A 20666-nucleotide genomic window follows, 5' to 3' on the forward strand; every position below is an offset into this window, starting at 1 on the left:
CGTGACGACATCTGATCGCTGAACGAAAGTCCTATCCATGGGATCTGCGTTAGGCGCAATTCCCGTTGGGGAAATGACCTCGGGAGAACGCGAAGCGCAGTACCATCCAGGACTCACATAGGACGCTCGGCGGCGGCGCAGTTCGGTCGCAATCCCGCATTCCCTGCATCGCGGGCGAAGGACTCCCACTTACGGCACTGAGTTCGCCAAGGGGACGCTGTGAGGCTCGAATCGACCGTCAGCCACCACTTCGACAGCCGGGACCCGGAACACATCCACCGCTATCTCACCGAGGCGTACGGCACCCGGGGCATGCGCATCGACAGCGACGAGGGACGCTATCGGCTGAGCCACCGCCGGCTGCACGCCGGGCCGATCCGCGTCGACCGGGTCGTGCAGTCCGCCGACCTGCGGGTGGAGGTGGCGGAGATCGGGTCCCTGGTCGTCTGCGAGAGCACGACGAGCACGGTCACCCGCAGCTGTGACGGGGAGGAGGGCCGTTACCGGCCCGGTGACGTGTTCCTGAACGCCCGGCCGGGCAGCCCGTACCGGGTCCGGTGGCAGCCCGGCGAGGTGGTGCTGTGCCAGCTCGACCGGCAACTGTTCGACCAGATCGCGTCCCCCGCCCCGGGACGGCGGCCGTCGCCGGTCCGGTTCACCGGGCTGGAGCCGGATTCGGCCGTCCTCGCCGACCACTGGCGGGCCACCGCCCACTACGTCCGGCTCGCGGTGTTGAGCAATCCCGAAGCCAGTCGCCAGCCGCTGGTCCTCGGGGCGGCGGCACGGACCCTCGCCGCGGCCGCCCTCGCCGTCTTTCCCAACACCGCGCAGACCGAGCCGACGGGCCGGGACCGGCGGGACGCCGTCGCGCCGGTCCTGCGCCGCGCGATCTCCTTCATGGAGGAACACGCCCACCGCGACATCGGTCCCGCGGACGTGGCGGCGGCCGCGGCGGTGTCCGTCCGGTCGCTGCAACTGGCCTTCCGGCGGCACCTGGACAGCACACCGATGGCCTACCTGCGGCAGATCCGGCTGGAACGTGCCCACCAGGACCTGCGGCTCGGCGACCCGCAGCACGACACGGTGCACCGGATCGCCATCCGGTGGGGCTTCCTCAGCCACAGCCGGTTCACCGCCCACTACCGGTCCGTCTTCGGCATCCCGCCGAGTCGGACGCTGCACAGCTGAGGGTCAGCCCTCGAACTGCCAGCTCAGCCCGTCACCGCGGAGCCGGACGACCAGCAGGATGACCCAGACCAGCAGGTCGAGCACGCCCAGGGCGACGCCGAGGCGTCCACCGACCCGGCCGAAGCGCCCGCCGGTGGGGTTGCGCGCCGCCCGCAGGCCCAGCACGATGGCGATCGGGCCGAAGAGCACGTTGAACACGAACAGGCCGGCGCCGCCCAGCATGAGGGCGGCCGAGGCACGGCCGTCGAGACGCGGCGTGTTCCCGGCGGACCGGCGGGGCGCGGTGTGGATCGGCCGTTCCCGCCCGGCGATGGACATGGGTGTCTCCCTTCGCGGAGGAGCGGGGTTCGCCCGGTGCGGCCCGATCAGCCCTCGCGGGCGCGGCGGCGGGCCAGCAGGCCGGTGCCGCGGGTCAGGACCCCGACGCCGCCCGCCACCAGCGCGGCCGCGACCAGGCAGAGCAGCGGCCGGTCGGAGAAGGCGGCGGTGCGGAGCGTCAGGGCGGCCAGCCAGAGCGCGGCCATCAGGGCGAGCGTCGGATCGGTGAACACATGTTTACTCGCCTCCTCGCCGACCAGGGCCTGAGCAGCCTCAGCCTGCGCGAGGTGACCCGAGCGGCGGGCATCGTGCCGGCCGCGTTCTACCGCCACTTCGCCGACATCGGGCAGCTCGGGGTCGCCCTGGTGGAGCAGTCCCTGGGCGGCACGCGCGACGCCGCGCGGATGGTCCGCATCGGACTGACCGGCAGCGACGAGCTGATCGAGCAGTCGATGGCGGTCCTGTTCGCGGAGGTCCGGCGTCACCCAGAGCGGCACCGGTTCATCGCCCGGGAGCGATATGGCGGCGTCGCCGTGGTGCGCCGCGCCATCGAGGAGCAGCGTCGGCGCGGCGCCGACGAACTCGCCGCCGACCTGGTCTCCGGCGACCTGGACGCCGCCGCCTACCTGCGCGACTGGCCGGCCGAGGACGTCCGGATGGCCACCACGCTCTTCGTCGACCACATGTGGCAGACCGCCGCCGCCCTGCTCGACGTGGTGGACGACCCGCGCGCCATGGCGGACCTGCGTGACCGCGCGACCCGGCAACTCCGCCTCGTCGTGGCCGGCTGCGAGCACTGGCGCGGCTGACCGCCCGACCGCGACCACGGGAACGGGCACGGGCGAGCCCCGGTCGATCCGGGGAGGGATCGACCGGGGCTCGTCGGACTGACTGCGGATCAGGCCAGGTCGAAGCGGTCCAGCTCCATGACCTTGGTCCAGGCGGCGACGAAGTCGGTCACGAACTTCTCCCGCGCGTCCTCGCTGGCGTAGACCTCGGCGAGGGCGCGCAGCTGGGAGTTGGACCCGAAGACGAGGTCGACCGCGGTGGCGGTCCACTTCACCTGGTCGGTGGCCAGGTCGCGGATCTCGTACACGTGCTCGTCGGACTCCGACGCCTTCCACCGGGTGCCCGGGGAGAGCAGGTTGGCGAAGAAGTCGTTGGTGAGCACGCCCGGCCGGTCGGTGAGCACGCCGTGCGACGTGCCGCCGACGTTGTTCCCGAGCGCCCGCAGGCCGCCGACGAGGACGGTCATCTCCGGCGCGGTCAGGTCGAGCATGTAGGCACGGTCGACGAGCAGCACCTCCGGCTGGGTCTTCTCCCCCGGCCGCAGGTAGTTGCGGAACCCGTCGGCGCGCGGCTCCATGACCCGGAACGACTCGACGTCGGTCTGCTCCTGGGTGGCGTCGGTGCGGCCGGGCCGGAACGGCACGGTCACCTCGACGCCGGCGTCCCGCGCCGCCTTCTCGACCGCGGCCGAGCCGGCGAGCACGATCAGGTCGGCGAGCGAGATCTGGGCGCCGCCGGCGGCGTTGAACTCCCGCTGGACGCCCTCCAGGGTGGCCAGCACCGAGGCGAGCTGCTCCGGCTGGTTGACCTCCCAGTTGCGCTGCGGCTCCAGCCGGATCCGGGCGCCGTTGGCGCCACCGCGCTTGTCGGTGGAGCGGTAGCTCGCGGCCGACGCCCAGGCGGTGGAGACCAGCTGGGCGGTGGTGAGTCCGGAGTCGAGCACCTTCGCCTTGAGCGCGGCGACGTCGGCGTCACCCACCAACTGGTGGTCGGCGGCCGGCACCGGGTCCTGCCAGAGCTGGGCCTCCGGGACCCACGGCCCGAGGAAGCGGCTGACCGGGCCCATGTCGCGGTGCAGCAGCTTGTACCAGGCCTTGGCGAAGGCCAGCGCGAACTCGTCCGGGTTCTCCAGGAAGCGCCGCGAGATCTTCTCGTACGCCGGGTCGACGCGCAGCGACAGGTCGGTCGTGAGCATTGTCGGCCGGTGCTTCTTCGACGGGTCGTGGGCGTCCGGGATGATCGCCTCGGCGTCCTTGGCGACCCACTGCTTCGCCCCGCCCGGGCTGGTGGTCAGCTCCCACTCGTAGCCGAAGAGGATCTCGAAGAAGCGGTTGCTCCACTGCGTCGGCCGGTCGGTCCACGTCACCTCGAGACCGCTGGTGATCGTGTCGCCGCCCTTGCCGCTGCCGTGGGTGCTCAGCCAGCCCAGGCCCTGCGCCTCCAGCGGCGCGCCCTCGGGCTCCGGACCCACGTGGTCGTCGGCGACGCCCGCGCCGTGGGTCTTGCCGAACGTGTGGCCGCCGGCGATCAGCGCGACGGTCTCCTCGTCGTTCATCGCCATCCGGCGGAAGGTCTCCCGGATGAAGTGCGCCGCCGCCAGCGGGTCAGCGTTGCCGCGCGGGCCCTCCGGGTTGACGTAGATCAGGCCCATCTCGGTCGCGCCGACACCGGCCGTCATCTCCTTCTCGGAGGCGTAGCGCTCGTCGCCGAGCCAGGTGTCCTCCGGGCCCCAGAAGATCTCCTCGGGCTCCCAGACGTCCTCCCGGCCGAAGCCGAACCCGAAGGTCTTGAAGCCCATCGACTCCAGGGCCACGTTGCCGGCGAGCACCAGCAGGTCGGCCCAGGAGATCTTCTGGCCGTACTTCTGCTTGACCGGCCAGAGCAGCCGGCGGGCCTTGTCCAGGTTGGCGTTGTCCGGCCAACTGTTGAGCGGGGCGAAGCGCTGCCCGCCGTCACCGGCGCCGCCGCGGCCGTCCTCGATGCGGTAGGTGCCCGCCGCGTGCCAGCTCATCCGGATCATCAGGCCGCCGTAGTGCCCGAAGTCGGCCGGCCACCAGTCCTGCGAGGTGGTCAGCACCTGGGTGATGTCGCGCTTGAGCGCCTCGACGTCGAGCTTGGCGAACTCCTTGGCGTAGCTGAAGTCCGCGCCCAGCGGGTTACCCTTGTCGGAGTGGGCGTGCAGCACCGACAGGTCGAGCTGGTTGGGCCACCAGTCCCGGTTGGTGCGCGGACGACCGCCGGTCTTCGGGGTCGGCGAGTCGATCGCGGGGTTCTCGCTCTCGCTGCCGTGCGCGGTCACGGAGTCGTGCGCGACCGGGCAGCCGGCCGCCTCCTTGGCGTCCACGCCCTGAGCGCTGACGGGCGCGTTGTCCTGGGTGTCGCTCATCTGCTTCCTTCCGAACAACTGGCGGATCACTGGGCGGTACGGGCGGTCGCGCACCCGGGGCAGGTGCCCCAGTAGACGACCTCCGCCTCGTCGACCACGAAGCCGTGGTCGTCCGAGGCGGTGAGACAGGGGGCGTCGCCGACGGCGCAGTCGACGTCGGCGATCGCGCCGCACGAGCGGCAGACGACGTGGTGGTGGTTGTCCCCCACCCGCATCTCGTAGCGGGCGGTGGCGCCGGCCGGCTGGATGCGGCGCACCAGCCCGGCGTCGGTGAGTGCCCGCAGCACGTCGTAGACCGCCTGGTGGGAGACCGTGGGCTGGTCCGTCCGGACCAGCGCGATCACGGTGTCGGTGTCGACGTGCGGGTGGTCCCGCAGCGCGGCGAGCACCGCCAGCCGGGGGCGGGTCACGCGCAACGAGACCGCTCGGAGCTGGGTCTCGAAGTCGGCCGTCACCCGACGAACACTAGTCCAGTCTTTTGGAATGAATCAAGTTTTTGCTCGGGTGTGTCCGCCGGCACACACCAACGGTGGGGGCGCCGCGTGGCCGCGGCGCCCCCACCCTGGGGACCGGCTCAGCCGGCCGAGCAGCTCGCCGTCGGCGTGTTGCTGTTGCCGTTCTTGTAGAGCGTGATGCCGAAGGAGTTGCCGTTGCCGTTGGGACGGGCGGTGAGCGTGCCGCTGGTGCCGCTCACCGAGGCGTTCCAGCTGTTCTGCAGGCTTTGGCCGCCCTGGGTCTGGATGCTGACCACCCAGTTGCTGGACCCGCTGACCGAGAAGGTCACGTTGAACCGGTCGCCCCACTCCTCGGCCCGGCTGACGCTGACCGTGCACCCGCCGCCGTTCGGCGGCGGAGTGGTCGGGTTGGACCCGCCGGAGCCGCCCACGGTGATGTTGGAGTTGCCGCTGCTCTGGTAGCCCTCCGTGGCCATGATCTGGTAGTCGTGGCTGCCGAGGTTCATGCCGTAGCGGGACCAGGCGTCGAAGTGGTTGCCCGCGGTGATCGTGCCGCCGACCCGCTTCGACTGCCGGACGCTCCAGTACTGGTAGAACGTGCGCGTGCCCTCGATGGAGGGCGCGTTGACCCGCTGGGTCCGGTAGATGTCGTAGGTGCCCCCGTCGGTAGAGACCGAACCCATGTAGCCGCTGCCCGGGGGCCGCCAGCTGCCCCAGCTGTCGACGATGTAGTACTCGACCAGCGGGTTGCGGGTCCACCCGTAGAGCGTCAGGTAGGCGTTGCCGGACGGGTTGAAGCTGCCCGAGTAGGTGACCGTGCGCCGGGCGCCCGGGTTCCAGCCCTTGCCGGCGACGAAGTTGTTGATGCCGCTCCACTGGGTGCTGTACTGGCCGCCGTTGCCCATGGTCATGGAGACGTTGCCGCTGTCCTTCCAGAAGGAATAGAAGTAGCCGTTGTGCGTGCCGGTCGAGTTCGAGGTCACGGTCTGGTCGGCGTAGGCCGGGCCGGACAGGACCGCGGTCGTACCGGCGGCGACCAGCGCCACGGCGCAGGCCCCGCCGAGAAGTGTCCTGAGGCGTCCGCGTCGGCGGCTGCCCGAGCGGACGGGGGCGTCGTTCATGGGCGTGTTTCCTCCCTGGGACGGCTGGCACGAGGGCCAGCGGGATGACACGGACCGCGCGGTGTGGACGGACGTCGACGGCTATAGAGGTCCGTCGATGGCGCCAGTATTGAAGTCGTCCGTTCGTCGTGTCAACGACTTCCGGAAACGTCCTGGAAACACGAACCGGCGTCCATGAGGGATCCCGCCCCGGCAGCGCGGTCGCCGACCGGGGCCGGCCACCCATCGGGAACCGAAACTTTCGACCCTGTTCCGGTGTCGGACCGGGGTGCGCGCGCCCGGTACCGTGAGCGGTCCGAGGCCAGACGGTTGGAGGTCGGGATGCCGGACGAACTGCTGCCCTACGTCGAGGTCACCGACCCCGGGTACGCGCAGCGGGCGGCGAGCACGTTCACCGCGCGTCCGCACGGCCCGGCGGTGCTGCTGCACGGGCCGTGTCCCCGCTGCGGCCACGCGACCACCAGCGCGCTGGTCGACGAGCTGTACCGGCGGGAACCCGCGACGGTCGGGCCGGACCCCGGCTACCGGACGGTGCTGTGCGAGTGCGCCGCCGAGCATCCGCAGCGGCCCGTCGCGATGGTGGGCTGCGGCGCCTACTGGACGCTGGTGCTGGAGGACGAGGCGTGATCCGGCTGCGCCCCGGCCCGCCGCCGACCGCGACCGACCTGCGCCGCGCCCAACAGCTGTCCGGCCTGCTGCGCGGTGAGCTGGACCGGGTGCGCGGTGCGGCGCTGGCCTGGCGCAACGGCCTCGGCGGGCTGCTGGTCGCGCTGCTCGGCTTCGGTCTCGTCCGGGGCCGCACCGACGTCACCACGCTGCGGCCGGGCTGGGCGGCGGCGGTCGGGCTGCTGCTGCTCGGCGCCGTCGTCGTCGGCGCGGTCGGCGCCCTCGCGCTGCTGCGCGCCGCGCACGGCCGGCTCACCGTCACGCCGGTGTCCGCGCTCGCGCCGTCGCCGCTGGCCGACCACCAGGAGGCGGTGGCCGCCGCCCGCGCGCTGCGCGCCGGCGTGGTGCTGGTGCTGGTCTGCGCCGGCCTGCTGGTCGCCGCGGTTGGCGTGACCTGGTACGCCCCGGCCCGTCCCGCCCCGGTCGCCGTCACCACCCGCTGAGCCGGTCACGGGCCCAGGTGCGCGTACGCGGCCCACAGATCGGCCCGGCCGGGCAGCGCGGCACGCAGCCCGCGCACGGCGTGGTGCAACGCGACCGCCGCCCGGTCCGGGTCGACCCCGCCGGGCACGGCCAGCGCGTCGTAGAGGTCGGCGCAGAGCTGGACGGTCACCGGGTCCGAGATGGACCAGAGCGCGCCGACCACCTGCCGGAACCCGGCGAGCTGGAACGCGGTGCCGAGCGTCAGCACCTCGTCGGGCAGGGCCGCCCCGCCCTGCGCCGTCTCGCAGGCCGACAGCACGGCCAGCGCGGCGGCCCCGCCCGACGGACGCCACAGGTCGCGCACCCGGAGCGGCCCACCGCTGAGCGCGAGGTGACCGGCCAGCGGGTCGCCCAGGTCCTGCCGGCCGTGGCAGGACAGGTGCACCAGCGGCTGCCCGGGCAACGCCGCGACGACCGCGTCCGGAGTGGCGCTCGCGCCGCTGAGCGTGCCGCCGTAGGGCAGGTGACCCCGGACGATCCGCGCCTCCTGTGCGGCGCCGGGCAGGTCGGGCAGGCCCGGCGTGTGCGGCAGGCTGACCACCAGCGCCCGGTCGACCGGCGTCGGCACGTCCGGCACGGCCCGCCGGGCGCGGTCGAGCGCTCGCAGGGACGCGGTGTAGGAGGGGACCACCCGGTCCAGGACGCCCGGCCCGCCGTCGAGCGGCGCGGCGGCGTGCAGCGGCAGCAGCGTCAGCAGGCCGGTCGGGCACCACCAGAACCGCTGCCACTTGCCCGGCTCCCCGGGCGGCGCGGCGACGTCGAGGACCGGCGCGGCCACCGCCCGCCAGAGCCAGTCCAGCGTACGGCCCACCGTGGCGCGGGCGGCCACCACGCGTCGGCTCGCCGCCGGCTCCGCCACCGGCGGCGCCTGCCCGGTGAGCACCGCGACCGCCACCACGAACTGGGCGGTGCGGGCCGCCACCTCGGCCGGGGTCACCTCGGGCAGCGGCACGACGGTGACGTCGCCGGCGGCGACGACCAGCGCGTCGCTGCGGCGCTCCCCCACGTTGACCAGCGCCACCGGTCCGCAGCCGGCGGCCAGGCTGGCGAACTCCGGCGGGCGCAGGAACCGGTCGAGTCCCGGCAGGGCGCGGATCTCGGCCAGTAGCCGCCGTCGGCGTTCGGCCAGCGCGTGGCGGCGCTCCGGCGGCGGACCGCCGGCCGGGCGCGGGGCGGCATCGGCCCCGGCCGGGCGGAAGCCGTCCAGTTCGGTCTGCACGGCGGTGAACGCGGCGGCGAGGTCGGGTGCGCCGGCCCGCAACGCGGTGAGGTCGGCGGCCGCGTCGTGCGCCCGGGTCAGCAGGACACCGCGTCCGTACTCCAGCACCTCCACCGCGCGGCGCGAATCGCCGAGCGCGACGGCGACCGCCGCGGCGTCGGTGGCCAGCCCCCGGAAGCGGGCGAGCAGCCGGGCCTGGTCGGCGGGGTCCATGCCGTGCCAGGCGACCAGGTCGAGCAGCTCGATCGCGGCGGCGTAGCCGTCGAGGGCCGCCGGCAGGTCGTCGGCCAGGTCGGCCAGGCGCCCCGCGCGGTGGGCGGCGACCGCGCGCAGTGACGACGGCGCGCCCGGCACCGACGCGGCCTCCCGCAGCGCCGCCCGGGCCCGCTCGTCCGCGGCGGCGCCGGGCGGGGTGGTCGCCTCCAGCGCGGTGGCCAGGTTGCTCAGGCATATGGTCCGGTCCGGGTGCTCCGGCGGCAGCGCGTCGACCGCGCCCCGGTAAGCGGCCAGCATCGCCTCGGCGTCGCCGGCCGTGGCGGTGCCGCGGTGGCGCGTCAGCAACGCGTTGCCCAGGTTGGTGAGCGCCCGGTGCCGGTCGGTCGGGCGCAGCGCGCCGGCCCGGGTCAGCCCGTCCAGCAGGTCGATCGTCTCGTCCAGCGCGGCGTTGTCGCCGGTCGCCCGGTGGCGCAGGAACAGGGCGGTCGCGAGGCTGCCCCCGCTCTGGGCGTACTCCTGGGGGTCGGTCGGGTCGGCGAGGGCGACCGCCTCGCGCAGCGCGGCGACCGCGGCGTCGGCGTCGCGCCGGGCGGCGTCGGCCGCGGCGGGGCCGGTGTCGTCGACGGCGAGTTCGGCGCGGCGGTTGAGCGCCCCGCCGAAGCTCGTCAGCGCCGCCGCCCGGGCGGGGTGGCCGGGCGGGGCCGCCTCGACGGCGTCGGCGAGCACGGCGACCGCCTCGGCGAGCGTGGCGAGGTCCTGGGTGACGGCGAACCGGGCCTGGAGCACCAGGCCCAGGTTCGACAGGTAGTCGGCCGGTGTTCGGGGATCCGTCTCCGCCACCGCCGCGCGCAGCGCCTCCGCGGCCGGCTCCAGCAGGTCCGGGTCGTCACCCTGGTCGGCCCGCTCGCGCAGGGAGTTCCCGAGGTTGTTCAGCGACCGGTGGCGGGCCGGGTCACCGGGGGGCAGCAGCGCGACGGCCTCGCTCAGCACGTCGCAGGCGGCCCGCCACGCGTCGGCGGCGCCGTGCTCGGGACGGCCCTGGGTCAGGGCGTACCCGAGGTCGGCCAGGCGGCGCCCGCGCACGACCGGGTCGTCGGCGGCGGCCACCCCGGCGCGCAGCAGCCGCACCGCCTCGGCCAGGTCCCCGGCGTCGCCGCCCCGCTCGTAGCGGTGGGTGAGCAGGACGCCGACCTGGTGGCGCAGCGCGTCGTCCCCGGTGGCCCCGGCCGCCGCCCGGTAGGCCGCGAGGGCCGCGTCGAGGTCGGCGCCGGCGGCCGGGGCGCGCTCGTCGGCGCGGTAGCGGTCCTCCAGCAACGCGGCGAGGCCGCCCCAGGTGGGTCCGGCCAGCGCCGCGTCGAGGGGGGTGTCGGCGTCCACGGCCGCTCGGAGCGCGTCGATGCCGGCGTCCCGGTCGGCCGGGGAGCCGTCGCGCAGGAACCGTTCGGACAGCACGATGCCGTGCAGCGCGGCGAGGAGGGGGTCACCGGTCGGCCGGGCCCGGCCGAAGGCGTCGACGGCCTCGTCCAGGTCGGCCGGGCGGCCGTGGATCCGCCACCGGTGCCGGAGCACCTGGCCCAGGACGCCCGAGGCCAGGGCGCGGACCGTCGGGTCGGTGGCCGACGCGGCCGCCTCGCGCAGCAGGCCCCTCGACTCGTCCAGCGTGGCCGGATCACCGTCGACCTCGAAGCGGTCGGACAACACGTTGCCCAGGTTGAACAGGCGGGTGGGGCGCTGCGCGTCGTCGGCCCGGGTGGACTCCAGGCTTTCCCGATGCGCGTCGATCGCGGCCGGGAGGGCACGCGACCGGCCCAGGTGCCGGAACTGGTCCCGGTGCACGCGACCGAGCATGGACAGGTAGGTCGCCCGCTCGGAGCCGGGCGGGGTGGCGTCGATCGCCCGGCGCAGCAGCGCCTCGGCCCGGTCGGCGGCCGCGTACCGCCCGGTGTTCTCCGCCTCGGCCATCAGCAGCACCGCCCGCATGGCGAGCGCGGCCGGCGCGTCGGTCGACGTCGCGCGCCCGGCCTCCGGGGCCCGGCTGCGGGGCACCCGGGCCGGGTCGGCGGCGGGGGCGTGCGCGCGGTAGAGGGCGAGCAGCGACGGCGGCACCCGGTCCGGGGCGGCGTGCAGCAGCAGCCGGGTCAGCGTCACGGCCTGGGCGAGGTCGTCGGCGTCCCGGCCGGCCGGCAGCACCTGGTAGCGGTACCAGTGCAGGCAGGCGAGCAGAAACAGCGCCTCCGCGGTCCGCTCCGGCAGCGGGCCGGTCGGCTCGGTGGCGGTGACCAGGTCGACCACCGCCTCGGCGTCCCGGGCGGCGCCGGCGTCGAGGAGGTGACGCGGATCGTGGCCGGCACCGAAGCGGTCCAGGCGCTCGCGGAGCCGTCGTACCGGATCGGACCGGAACCGCTGCCACATCGGACCTCCCGAGGATCGGTCCACCATGGGTAGCAGGAGGGGCACGATCCGTGCCAGGGGGTTGTCCGCTTGTGTTCAGCCTCCGGTGCCGTGCGGGGCGCCGGTCTCCGCGGCGAGGAGGACGGCGCTGACCTCGCCCACGAACGCCACGACCTCGTCGGTCCGGCCCGGATCGGTGTCCGCGCCGTGGTCGTACCACCAGTCGTGCGCCCAGGTGATGAGGTCCGCCCACCGGGGCAGGTCGAGGGCGCTGGGCTCGGCGGCCCGCCGCTTGGACAGCTGCCGACCGTGCCGCAGTCGTTGGAACGCCCGGCAGAGGGTGAGCACGGCGTAGGACTGGGCGCCGGGGGTCGTCATCCCGGTCACCCAGTCCGGCCAGTCCCGGACGTGGTCCAGCAGGGCCGCCCGGACGCGGTCCGGGTCGACGGCGGGCAGCAGCTCGGCTGCCGGCGGCCCGAGCAGGCTGCGGCCGTGGTCGTGGACGGCGGCCCAGGTGACGATCCGGTGGGTGGTGGCGGGCAACAGGTACAGCAGTTCGCCGGGGCTGACCCGGGCGATGAGGTGGTCGCGGTCGACCCGCCCCCGCGCCGCGTCGTGAACGGCGTCGCGGGACACGTACTCGACCTCGATCCGCCCTGCCCAGCCCGGGTGCCGCCGGTCGAGGTCGCGGTGCAGTCCGGCGAGCACGGCGAGCAGGTCGTCGTCCGGGTCGTGGTCGAGCACGGCGAGCAGGTCCAGGTCGCTGCGGTCCGGGGCGAAGTCGCCGGCCACCAGCGAGCCGTGCAGACAGAGCCCCAGCAGGTGGTCGCCGAGACCCGCGCCCCACGCGGCGCGCAGGTCGGACAGGACGGCTTCGGGAGACGACATCGGATTCCTTCCGGTACGCGGACGGCGCGGCAACCGGTCAGGGCGAGGCGGAGAAAGCGGCGGTCAACCCGAACAGCCCGCAGCAGAGCAGCCCGCCGACGGCCAGGACGACGAGCAGGATGCTGTAGTTCGACCACATGCCGAACCGGGTCACGTCGGTGCCGTACCCGTCGTGGACGCGGTTGCGCCAGCCGCCGAAGCGGAACGACAGGTGGTGCACGGCACCGGGCTGGGCGACCAGCGAGGTGGTGATGACCGGGATGCCCATGAAGTCGGTGTACCGGACGTCGCGCGGCCCGGCCGGGACCGCGATGTGCCAGGTCCCCTCCCCCGGGATGGCGACCACCCGACCGTCGACCTTGAAGCGGCTGGTCGCCGGCGCGGGTACCAGGTAGGGGCCCCGGTTGACCGAGACGACGAGCACCGCGCAGCCGGGCGGCGGCGCGATCGGGTGTGGGTAGGCGATCAGCGGCGTGACCACGCCGGGCATCGGCGGGTACGGCTGGGCGGGGTGATAGGACACGGCCCGGATTCTGGCACGGCGGCGCACTCCCGATGCGGCGGGTCGGCAAAAACATTGAACCGGTGAGTTCAGTGTTATACGGTGAACCACATGGTTCAGCAAGAGGTCCTGAATCGGGTGTTCGCCAGCCTGGCCGACCCCACCCGACGCGACATCCTGATCCGGCTCGGCGCCGGCCCGGCCACCATCAGCGAGCTCACCGCGCCGACCGGGATGAGCCTTACCGGCATGAAGAAACACGTCCAGGCGCTGGAGAACGCCGGCCTCGTGGTCACCGAGAAGGTCGGCCGGTCGCGCCAGTGCCGGCTCGGCGACGCCCCGCTGGACGCCGCGATGGCCTGGATCAGCTTCTACCAACGGCTCTGGGCGCGCCGCCTGGACGGCCTCGACGCCTATCTCACTCTCCACAACGGCCCGAAGGAACGTGACCGATGACGCTCGACATGCGAATGACCCGGCAGCTTCCGGGCACCCCGGAGGACGCCTTCGACGCCTACACCGACGCCGAGAAGCAGAAGATCTGGTTCAGCATCCTCGACGAGGAGCCCGGCATTGTGGAGATCGAGGTGGACCTGCGGGTCGGCGGGCAGCAGACGGCCGTGTGGGGCCCCTCCCCCGAGATGCTGTTCCGGGAGACGCAGACGTTCCTGGAGATCGACCGGCCGCACCGGCTGGTGACCGAGTCCACCGGCAGCAGCCCCGACGGCACCACCATGACCACCCGCATCGAGGTCACCTTCGAGGCACACGACGGCGGCACGCTGATGACCGTCGTGCAGAGCGGCTTCCCGACGCCCGAGCTGCGCGATTTCTTCGTCGGCGAGGTCATGCCCGGGGCGTTCGACCGGATCGAGGCGTACCTGATCCGCGAGCGGTCGCATGGCTGACCGGTCCCGCGCCGCGATCGTCGCGCTCGCCGTCGTGGGCGCGGTGGTCGTCAACCCCGTTGTCGTCGCGGTCGCCGCCCTCGGCCGGCGCACCCGGGTCGTCGCGGACCGGCTCGCGACCTGAGCGACCGGCCCACGGGGCGCCCGCCGCCTCACTCGGCGGCGCAGGCGATCCCTTCCGCGCCGGCGAGCAGGTCCGAGGTGGCGTGTGCCCGGATGCCGTCCGGGACGTCGTCGGTGAACCGCGCCACGACGTCCCGGACGTGCCGCTCGGCCGGTCCGGCCAGCCCGTCGTAGACCGCCGTGAACAACTCCCGCGCGGCCTGCCGGGGCCAGTCCGCCGGCAGGAGTTCCAGCGGCAACCGCGGGTCGAGCGTGGGAAAGCGCCGAAACGTGTCCATCACCTCGGTGCGCGCCCGCACCGCCTCCGCGCCACCCGGGGACGACGACCGGCCCGCCAGCGGGGTCCACCGGCGCAGGAACGTCTCGTACTGCCGGCGGATCGCGGCGAGGTCCCAGGCCTCGATGGGCGCCCGCTGGCCGAGCAGGTCCGCCGCGGCCTGCCGGCCCCGGAACACGGTCACGGCGCCGTCGGCGAGCGGAGCGAGACGTGAGCGGGCCGCCGGCCCCAGCTCGTACGGCGAGATCCACAGCCCGTCGTACAGCGGCGCGCAGCCCAGCCAGCGGAGTTGGCCGCGCAGGGCCCGGCGCTGCGCGGCGCGGTCCTGCGGCAGCGAGAAGGCGACGACGGTCCAGCACCCGTCCCACGGCGTGGCGGTGGTCGCGGTGAGGATCCACCGGCCTCCCGCGCAGAGGTTGGCGGCGGCGGCGGAGCTGAGCCGGTAGGCGCTGTGCCGTCCCCGCCGGCTGCCCTCCAGCACCCCGCGACGGGCGAGCCGGCTGATCGCGGTCCGGGCGCCCGCGCTGGTCACGCCCGATTCGCCGAGCAGCGCGACGACGGCGGCGGACGGCAGGGCCGCCCGGCTGTGCACGGTGTAGTCCGCCAGGAGGGTGACCGCGAGCCCCTGCGGCGACGCGCCGGTCTGCCTCCGGGGCAGTCGCGGCGGGGCCTCCCCGTCGTCGGGGTAGATCTCCTCGATGTCGAAGGGGCTTGCCACAGACGCTCCGGGCTCGGCTCGGGGACGGTGGGTCGACTGTAGACGGGCGCGGCGCACCCGCCTAGCGCATCGGGCTCTGTCGATTGACACTTCGACGCTCGACGGGAACACTAACTGACACGCGACAGGAGCCGGGCCGAGCGAGGCCGTTCGTCGTGGGCGACACCCCCGTCGCGGTCGACCGGGCCGACCGCGAGCCGAAGGCGTCCGCCCGACCTGCGCCTCAGACAGGCGCGCGAAGGAGTCTCCGTGCGAATCAGAAACACCGCGCTGCTCGCCCTGGCCGCGGCCCTGACGGCCGCCGGCCTGGTCGTCCCCACCGTCCGACCCGCGTACGCGGCCACGCTGACCGAGGTGACCAGCTTCGGCGACAACCCCGGCCGGATGCGCATGCACGTCTACGTGCCCGACTCCCGTCCGGCCCGGCCGGCGACCGTGGTGGCCATGCACGGCTGCGGCGGCTCCGGCCCCGGCTTCTACTCGGGCAGCGAGTTCGCCGCCCTGGCCGAGCGGTACGGGTTCATCGTGATCTATCCCACCGCGACCCAGCAGGCCGGGTTCGGCAACTGCTTCGACACCTGGTCGGATGCCGCCAAGCGCCGCGGCGGCGGCAGCGACCCGGTGTCGATCGTCTCGATGATCCGGCACGTCCAGCAGCAGTACGGCGCGGACCCGGACCGGGTCTACGCCACCGGCAGCTCCTCCGGCGGCATGATGACCAACCACATGCTGGCCCTCTACCCCGACGTGTTCAAGGCCGGGGCCGCGTTCATGGGCGTGCCCTTCACCTGCTTCGCCAACGCGGCGGACTACCCGCCGGGGACCAGCCGGTGCACCGGTGGCGCGATGGACCGCACCCCGCAGCAGTGGGGTGACGCGGTCCGCCAGGCCTACCCCGGCTGGTCCGGCCCCCGCCCCCGGGTGCAGCTGTGGCACGGCACCAGCGACACGCTCGTGCCCTACCAGCTGCTCCAGGAGACGATCGAGCAGTGGACGAACGTGTTCGGGCTCGGTCAGACCCCGACCTCCACCGACACGCCGCAGGCGAACTGGAACCGGCGCCGGTACGCCGACGGCACCGGCACCGTGCAGGTCGAGGCCTACAGCATCCAGGGAGCCGGGCACAGCCTGCCCGCGAGCGGCATGGCCGCGGCGGCCGTCCAGTTCTTCGGCCTGACCACGCCGCCGAGCCCGACCACCTCGCCCAGCCCGACCGGCTCTCCGACGCCCACCGCGTCGCCGACGCCCACCACGTCACCCACCCCGACCACGCCGCCGGGCACCGGCGCCTGCACGGTGGCCGTCGAGGTCAACGCGTGGAACTCCGGGCTGACCGCGAACATCACCGTCCGCAACACCTCCACGGTCGCGGTGAACGGCTGGTCCCTGGCGTTCACGCTGCCCGCCGGCCAGACCGTCACCTCGGGGTGGAACGCCACCTACTCCCCCACCTCCGGCCAGGTGACCGCCCGCAACGTCGCCTACAACGCGGTCATCCCGCCGAACGGGTCGACCAGCATCGGCTTCCAGGCCACGCACACCGGCAACACCGCCCGACCGACCGCCTTCACACTCAACGGCGCGCCCTGCGCCGCCGCCTGACCGCCACGCCGCGGGGACGGCCACACGGTCGGTCCCGCGGCGCCGGCCCGGTCAGGGCAGCGGCTCACCCCGGGCGGCGAGCCACAGCTCGTACCACTCCTCGCGGGTCAGCTCCGGCTCGCGCGCGACGGCGTCCCGGCACGCCCGGATGCGGTCGGGACGCGCCGTGCCGATCACCGGCGCCACAGCGGCCGGATGCCGCTGCACCCACCACAGGACGACGGCCTCCGGGGTGGTCCCCCGGCGCTCGGCGAGCGCGGCGACCACGTCCGCCGTGGCGCGGTCGCCCGGCGTCCGGGGAGCGCCGGTGAATCGTCCCCCGGCGAGCGGGCCCCACGCCTGCAGACCGATCCGGTTCGCCCGGCAGTACTCGACCGTGCCCAGCGGGAAGCCGGTCGCGGTGGACGCCGGCGTGTTCACCAGGACCCCCGCCTCCACCCAGTCCCGGCGGGCCAGGCTCATCTCCAACTGGTTCACGACGAGGGGAACCTCCAGCGGCTCCTGGAGGTGGGCGATCTGCGCCGCCGCCATGTTCGACACGCCGAACTGCCGCACCAGCCCCTGCCGGTGCAGCGAGGTCAGCGCCGCCGCCACGTCCTCCGGATCGGCCAGCGGATCCGGGCGGTGCAGCAGCAGCACGTCGATCACGTCGGTGCGCAGCCTGGCCAGGCTCTCCTCGACGCTGCGCACGATGTGCGTCCCGCGCAGGTCGTACCGACCCGGCCCGGCGTCGCCGTCCAGCCGGATGCCGCACTTGGTCTGCAGCAGGATGCGCGCCCGCAGGTCCGGCGCGCGGGCGAGCACCTCGCCGAAGACGGCCTCGGACTTGCCGTGGCGGTAGATGTCCGCGTGGTCGAACGCGGTGACGCCGATCTCCAGGGCGGCCTCGACCGCCGCCTCCGCCGCCGCGATCTCCCGCGCGCCGTACGGTTCGGTGTTCCAGTCGCCGCCCAGGCCCATGCAGCCGTAGAGCAGTCGGTGATCGCGGATGTCGGCCATGGGACCTGGATAGCACAGGGCCGGAGGCGGCCGACGTCGCACCGGGACCGCGGGGCAGGCGTGATCGCCGGTGGAACGGGTAGGCGCGCCCGGCCACGCGGACGACCGGACGCCGGCGGCTGCGCGACCCGTGCGGCGTCGTGGTGCCCACGACCGACACCGTCTCGCCGCCCATCGTCGGACACTGGCCCGGCGAGAACGACCCCCGATTCGACGACGCGGTCCGGGACCTCGCGGAGCGGCTGCGCCGGACCTGACGTCGCGACCCGTCACGTCAGCGGCGCGTACCACCGGGCGCCGCTGACCCGGATCCGGGTGGACTGCCGCCGGTTCCACTCCACCCGCATGCCGTGCCGGTGGAGCACCGGGAACACCTCCCCGTCGAGCAGCCGTTCCAGGTCCGCCTGGTAGCGGGCGACCCGGTCACGGCGATGATCGTTCCACGCCCCTCCGACAGACCGCCGCTCCCAAGGCGTCAGGTCCGCGGGGACGGGTGACGGGTCTCCGCGGCGGCGGGCGGCGCCGGGGTGCGCAGGATGTCACGGGCCTGCTCGGCGGCGCGGGTGATGCTCTCGCTGATGAAGTCCATGAAGCGGGCGATGTTCTCCAGCCGGGCGGCGGCCGCCGTGCCCGGCCCCAGGACCACGACGCCCTGGCGGGCGATCTCGACGAGCTGCTGGTTGGCCCGGGCGCTGGCGATCGTCGCCTGGTAGAAGAGCTCGTCGTCCACGGTGTACCGGTCGCGGCGGCGTTCGTCGCGTTCCCGGCGGACGAGGCTCTGGCTCTCCAGGAAGGCGATCGCCTTGGAGATGGACGCCGGGCTGACCCTGAGGCGCTGGGCGAGCCGGGACGCGGTCACGCTGCCCGGATCGGTGGTGAACAGGCAGGTGAGCACCCGGGCCGCCATCCGGGGTAGGCCGGAGGCCATCAGCACGGTGGTGAGCGTCTCCTCGTACTCGGCCAGGGCCTCGGCGTCGCGGCCCGATGGTCGCGGCGTCGGCGCGGCGGCGGGTCGACGGCGGCGGGCGCGCAGTTCGGCGGAGCGGTGTGCCAACCCCGGGCGGTAGGCGGTGGGGCCACCGTTGCGCATCACCTCACGGGTGACGGTCGACGTCGGGCGGTCGAGGCGTCGGGCGATCTCGGCGTAGGGCAGGCTGTCCGCCAGCCCTGCCGCGATCTGCTGGCGGTCCTGCTGCGTGAGCCTGCCTCCCGGCATCGCGTTCCCCCCTCGGCGCCGACGCGTGATCCACGACGATAGCGTTCATCTCCGCTCATTGCAACGGACTGACCTAGCGAACGTTGCGTTGTGATGCCGCTCATTGCAACGAAGACGGTGCGCTGAACTGGGCAAACTGCGTTCTGAGGCAACATCGCTGTTGCCCGGGACTTGAAGGCAACGTAGCGTTTCCTGCATAGGAAACACCTTTGGAGCACCGGGAGAACGCGATGCACACCTTCAACACCCCCACCCCGATCACCGCTGTCCTGACCGTCCCCGCCGGTCGGGTCCAACTGGTGGCCGCCGACCGGCTCGACACCACTGTCGACGTCCGTCCCGCCGACCCGGCCGACGGCCGCGACGTGCGGGCCGCCGAACGGGCCACCGCCGACTACGCCGACGGCGTCCTGCGGATCGACAGCTCGGCGGTGGCGAACCGGCTTCTCGGCCCCACCGGCGCCGTGGAGGTCACCGTCCAGCTGCCCGCCGGGTCGCGGGTCGACGCCACCTGCTCCGGCGCCGAGTTCCGCGGCGTCGGCCGCCTCGGCGACGTCGCCGTGACCGGCGCATACCGGCAGATCAAGATCGACGAGGCGGCCGGCCTGCGGCTCGACGCCCTCGACGGCGACGTGGAGATCGGCCGGCTGGACGGCCCCGGCGAGGTCAGCACCGGCCGGGGCGACATCCGCGTCGCCGAGGCACGGCGCGGCACGCTCGTGCTGCGTACCGGGTCGGGCGACATCACCGTGGGCGCCGCCGACGGCGTCTCCGCCGCCCTGGACGCCGGCACCGGACACGGCCGGATCGACAACGCCCTGCGCAACGACGGTCGCACCGAGCTCGACATCCGTGCCACCACCGGCCGGGGCGACATCAGCGCCCGCAGCAACTGACCCGCCCCGACGAACGAACCGACGAGGAGACAACCATGACGGCACCCCGCACCTCCCCCCTCCCCCGCTGGACCGGCACGGTGGCGGTCGACGACACCGCCCTGGCCGCCACCGACACCGGCGGGTCCGGCGTCCCGGTGATCTACCTCAACGGGCAGTTCGCCACCCAGGGCTACTGGCGGCGCGTCGTCGCCGACCTCGGGCCCGGGTGGCGGCACATCACCTACGACGAGAGGGCGCGCGGCAGGTCGAAACAGTCGGCGGACTACTCGTTCGCGGCCGCCGTCCGGGACGTCGACGCCGTGCTCGCGCACCGCGGCGTGGACCGGGCGGTGGTGGTGGGCTGGTCCTACGGCGCGGTCGTCGCGGCGCACTGGGTCAGCCGGAACCCGGACCGCGCCATCGGCGCCGTTATGGTCGACGGGGCGTTCCCGTACGACTGGCTCGACGACGCGATGGAGCAGCGGATCCGCACGCTGTTCAAGCGGATGGGCTGGTTCACGCCGCTGCTGCGCCCGACCGGACTCACCCCGCGGATGAGCGCGGCGCAGCAGGCGGAGAGCAACATCGAACTCGGCCGGCTCTCCCGCGAGCGCGAGCTGGGCCCGGTGCTGGACGCCGTCGCCGTACCGACCCGGTACGTGGTCGCCTCGGGCACGTCCCTCGGCAGCCGCGGCGACGAGCAGGAACGCATCCGCAGCGCGCTCGACGCGGTGACCGCGCGCAACCCGCGGATCCGGATCGCCGCGAAGGTGGCCAGCAACCACGGCGCGCTGCTCCGCAAGGACGCGCCGGCCATCGCCGCGGCCGTACGGGAGGTCGCCGCGCTCGACCGCGGACGACCGGCGCGGTGACGACGCGGTCGGCCGGGGCGCGCGGTCGCCCCGGCCGACCGACGCCGTCGTACCGTGGATCGATGACGGACATCGTGGCGACCATCCGGCGGACCTGCCTTGCCCTGCCCGAGGTGACGGAGCGGCTGAGCCACGGCACCCCGACCTGGTTCGTCCGCGGCCGGACGTCGTTCGCCTCCGTCTGGCCCGACGGCCACCACCGGGACGAGTTCCCGCACCTGTGGTGCGCCGCGCCGGCCGGCGCGGCCGTCGAGCTGGTCGCGGTCGACCCGCGCACCTTCTTCCGTCCGCCCTACGTCGGGCACCGGGGCTGGATCGGCGTACGCCTCGACACCGGCATCGACGGGACCGAGCTGGCCGAGATCATCCGGGACGGATACCGGTCGGTGGCGCCACCCGCCCTGCAGGCCCGGCTCGATCAACCCTGACCTGCGTCGATACGCTGAGTCAC

At 74.1% G+C, this 20666-nt stretch carries 22 protein-coding genes; 11 read left to right on the forward strand and 11 right to left on the reverse strand.

Going from position 1 to position 20666, the window contains the following annotated elements:
* Window positions 1-219: 219 nt before the first annotated feature.
* A complete protein-coding gene (locus O7600_RS07105; protein ID WP_281592885.1) occupies window positions 220-1188 on the forward strand; it encodes a helix-turn-helix domain-containing protein in 969 nt (322 codons plus the stop codon).
* 3 nt (window positions 1189-1191) lie between these two features.
* On the opposite strand, the gene O7600_RS07110 is transcribed toward O7600_RS07105, so the two are convergent.
* Window positions 1192-1506: a hypothetical protein gene (locus O7600_RS07110; protein WP_281592886.1), complete on the reverse strand. Its 315-nt coding sequence runs from the start codon at window positions 1504-1506 to the stop codon at window positions 1192-1194.
* Between the two features lie 47 nt (window positions 1507-1553).
* A complete protein-coding gene (locus O7600_RS07115; RefSeq protein ID WP_281592887.1) occupies window positions 1554-1739 on the reverse strand; it encodes a hypothetical protein in 186 nt (61 codons plus the stop codon).
* On the opposite strand from O7600_RS07115, the gene O7600_RS07120 reads away from it, so the two are divergent.
* Window positions 1740-2315: a TetR family transcriptional regulator gene (locus O7600_RS07120; protein WP_281592888.1), complete on the forward strand. Its 576-nt coding sequence runs from the start codon at window positions 1740-1742 to the stop codon at window positions 2313-2315. It abuts the gene before it with no gap.
* A gap of 89 nt (window positions 2316-2404) precedes the next feature.
* Here the strand turns inward: O7600_RS07120 and katG are convergent, their stop codons facing one another.
* From katG to O7600_RS07135, 3 genes are all read right to left on the reverse strand, one after another.
* Complete coding sequence (gene katG, locus O7600_RS07125) at window positions 2405-4681, reverse strand: catalase/peroxidase HPI (RefSeq protein ID WP_281592889.1); 2277 nt, start codon at window positions 4679-4681, stop codon at window positions 2405-2407.
* A 26-nt stretch (window positions 4682-4707) separates the two neighbouring features.
* The gene (locus O7600_RS07130) at window positions 4708-5136 is read right to left on the reverse strand and encodes a Fur family transcriptional regulator (RefSeq protein WP_281592890.1); all 429 of its coding nucleotides are present in this window, start codon (window positions 5134-5136) and stop codon (window positions 4708-4710) included.
* A gap of 119 nt (window positions 5137-5255) precedes the next feature.
* Window positions 5256-6257: a glycoside hydrolase family 11 protein gene (locus O7600_RS07135; protein WP_281592891.1), complete on the reverse strand. Its 1002-nt coding sequence runs from the start codon at window positions 6255-6257 to the stop codon at window positions 5256-5258.
* Between the two features lie 321 nt (window positions 6258-6578).
* Between O7600_RS07135 and O7600_RS07140 the strand changes: the two genes are divergently transcribed.
* The gene (locus tag O7600_RS07140; RefSeq protein WP_281592892.1) at window positions 6579-6884 is read left to right on the forward strand and encodes a hypothetical protein; all 306 of its coding nucleotides are present in this window, start codon (window positions 6579-6581) and stop codon (window positions 6882-6884) included.
* The gene (locus O7600_RS07145) at window positions 6881-7366 is read left to right on the forward strand and encodes a hypothetical protein (RefSeq protein ID WP_281592893.1); all 486 of its coding nucleotides are present in this window, start codon (window positions 6881-6883) and stop codon (window positions 7364-7366) included. The genes O7600_RS07140 and O7600_RS07145 overlap by 4 nt, the downstream gene beginning before the upstream one ends.
* A gap of 5 nt (window positions 7367-7371) precedes the next feature.
* On the opposite strand, the gene O7600_RS07150 is transcribed toward O7600_RS07145, so the two are convergent.
* The 3 genes from O7600_RS07150 to O7600_RS07160 all read right to left on the reverse strand — a co-directional run bounded on the left by O7600_RS07150 (window position 7372) and on the right by O7600_RS07160 (window position 12643).
* Window positions 7372-11253, reverse strand: a complete 3882-nt coding sequence (locus O7600_RS07150) for a CHAT domain-containing protein (protein WP_281592894.1) — start codon at window positions 11251-11253, stop codon at window positions 7372-7374.
* Between the two features lie 75 nt (window positions 11254-11328).
* Window positions 11329-12120 (reverse strand): aminoglycoside adenylyltransferase domain-containing protein, encoded by a 792-nt coding sequence (locus tag O7600_RS07155; protein WP_281592895.1) that lies wholly within the window; start codon window positions 12118-12120, stop codon window positions 11329-11331.
* A gap of 37 nt (window positions 12121-12157) precedes the next feature.
* Window positions 12158-12643, reverse strand: coding sequence for a hypothetical protein (locus O7600_RS07160; RefSeq protein WP_281592896.1), 486 nt, complete (start codon window positions 12641-12643; stop codon window positions 12158-12160).
* 90 nt (window positions 12644-12733) lie between these two features.
* On the opposite strand from O7600_RS07160, the gene O7600_RS07165 reads away from it, so the two are divergent.
* From O7600_RS07165 to O7600_RS07175, 3 genes are read left to right on the forward strand one after another with little or no spacing between them, the layout of a single operon-like run.
* The gene (locus O7600_RS07165; RefSeq protein WP_281592897.1) at window positions 12734-13078 is read left to right on the forward strand and encodes a metalloregulator ArsR/SmtB family transcription factor; all 345 of its coding nucleotides are present in this window, start codon (window positions 12734-12736) and stop codon (window positions 13076-13078) included.
* A complete protein-coding gene (locus tag O7600_RS07170) occupies window positions 13075-13530 on the forward strand; it encodes an SRPBCC domain-containing protein (RefSeq protein ID WP_281592898.1) in 456 nt (151 codons plus the stop codon). The genes O7600_RS07165 and O7600_RS07170 overlap by 4 nt, the downstream gene beginning before the upstream one ends.
* Complete coding sequence (locus O7600_RS07175) at window positions 13523-13654, forward strand: hypothetical protein (RefSeq protein WP_281592899.1); 132 nt, start codon at window positions 13523-13525, stop codon at window positions 13652-13654. Before O7600_RS07170 ends, O7600_RS07175 begins: the two co-directional genes overlap by 8 nt.
* A 28-nt stretch (window positions 13655-13682) precedes the next feature.
* On the opposite strand, the gene O7600_RS07180 is transcribed toward O7600_RS07175, so the two are convergent.
* Entirely contained in the window at window positions 13683-14648 is a 966-nt protein-coding gene (locus O7600_RS07180; RefSeq protein WP_281592900.1) for a PaaX family transcriptional regulator C-terminal domain-containing protein, read from the reverse strand.
* A 249-nt stretch (window positions 14649-14897) separates the two neighbouring features.
* Between O7600_RS07180 and O7600_RS07185 the strand changes: the two genes are divergently transcribed.
* Complete coding sequence (locus tag O7600_RS07185) at window positions 14898-16250, forward strand: PHB depolymerase family esterase (RefSeq protein WP_281592901.1); 1353 nt, start codon at window positions 14898-14900, stop codon at window positions 16248-16250.
* A gap of 51 nt (window positions 16251-16301) precedes the next feature.
* Here O7600_RS07185 and O7600_RS07190 read toward each other — a convergent pair whose 3' ends face one another.
* Window positions 16302-17249 (reverse strand): aldo/keto reductase, encoded by a 948-nt coding sequence (locus tag O7600_RS07190; RefSeq protein ID WP_281592902.1) that lies wholly within the window; start codon window positions 17247-17249, stop codon window positions 16302-16304.
* 475 nt (window positions 17250-17724) lie between these two features.
* Complete coding sequence (locus O7600_RS07195) at window positions 17725-18465, reverse strand: helix-turn-helix domain-containing protein (RefSeq protein ID WP_281592903.1); 741 nt, start codon at window positions 18463-18465, stop codon at window positions 17725-17727.
* Window positions 18466-18695: 230 nt separating this feature from the next.
* Here O7600_RS07195 and O7600_RS07200 point away from each other — a divergent pair, with 230 nt between their 5' ends.
* The 3 genes from O7600_RS07200 (at window position 18696) to O7600_RS07210 (ending at window position 20643) form a co-directional block, all read left to right on the forward strand.
* The gene (locus tag O7600_RS07200; protein WP_281592904.1) at window positions 18696-19361 is read left to right on the forward strand and encodes a DUF4097 family beta strand repeat-containing protein; all 666 of its coding nucleotides are present in this window, start codon (window positions 18696-18698) and stop codon (window positions 19359-19361) included.
* 35 nt (window positions 19362-19396) lie between these two features.
* Complete coding sequence (locus O7600_RS07205) at window positions 19397-20215, forward strand: alpha/beta fold hydrolase (protein WP_281592905.1); 819 nt, start codon at window positions 19397-19399, stop codon at window positions 20213-20215.
* Between the two features lie 62 nt (window positions 20216-20277).
* Window positions 20278-20643, forward strand: coding sequence for an MmcQ/YjbR family DNA-binding protein (locus O7600_RS07210; protein WP_281592906.1), 366 nt, complete (start codon window positions 20278-20280; stop codon window positions 20641-20643).
* Window positions 20644-20666: the final 23 nt, after the last annotated feature.

The organism is Micromonospora sp. WMMA1998, from assembly GCF_027497375.1.
Lineage (GTDB): Bacteria > Actinomycetota > Actinomycetes > Mycobacteriales > Micromonosporaceae > Micromonospora > Micromonospora sediminicola.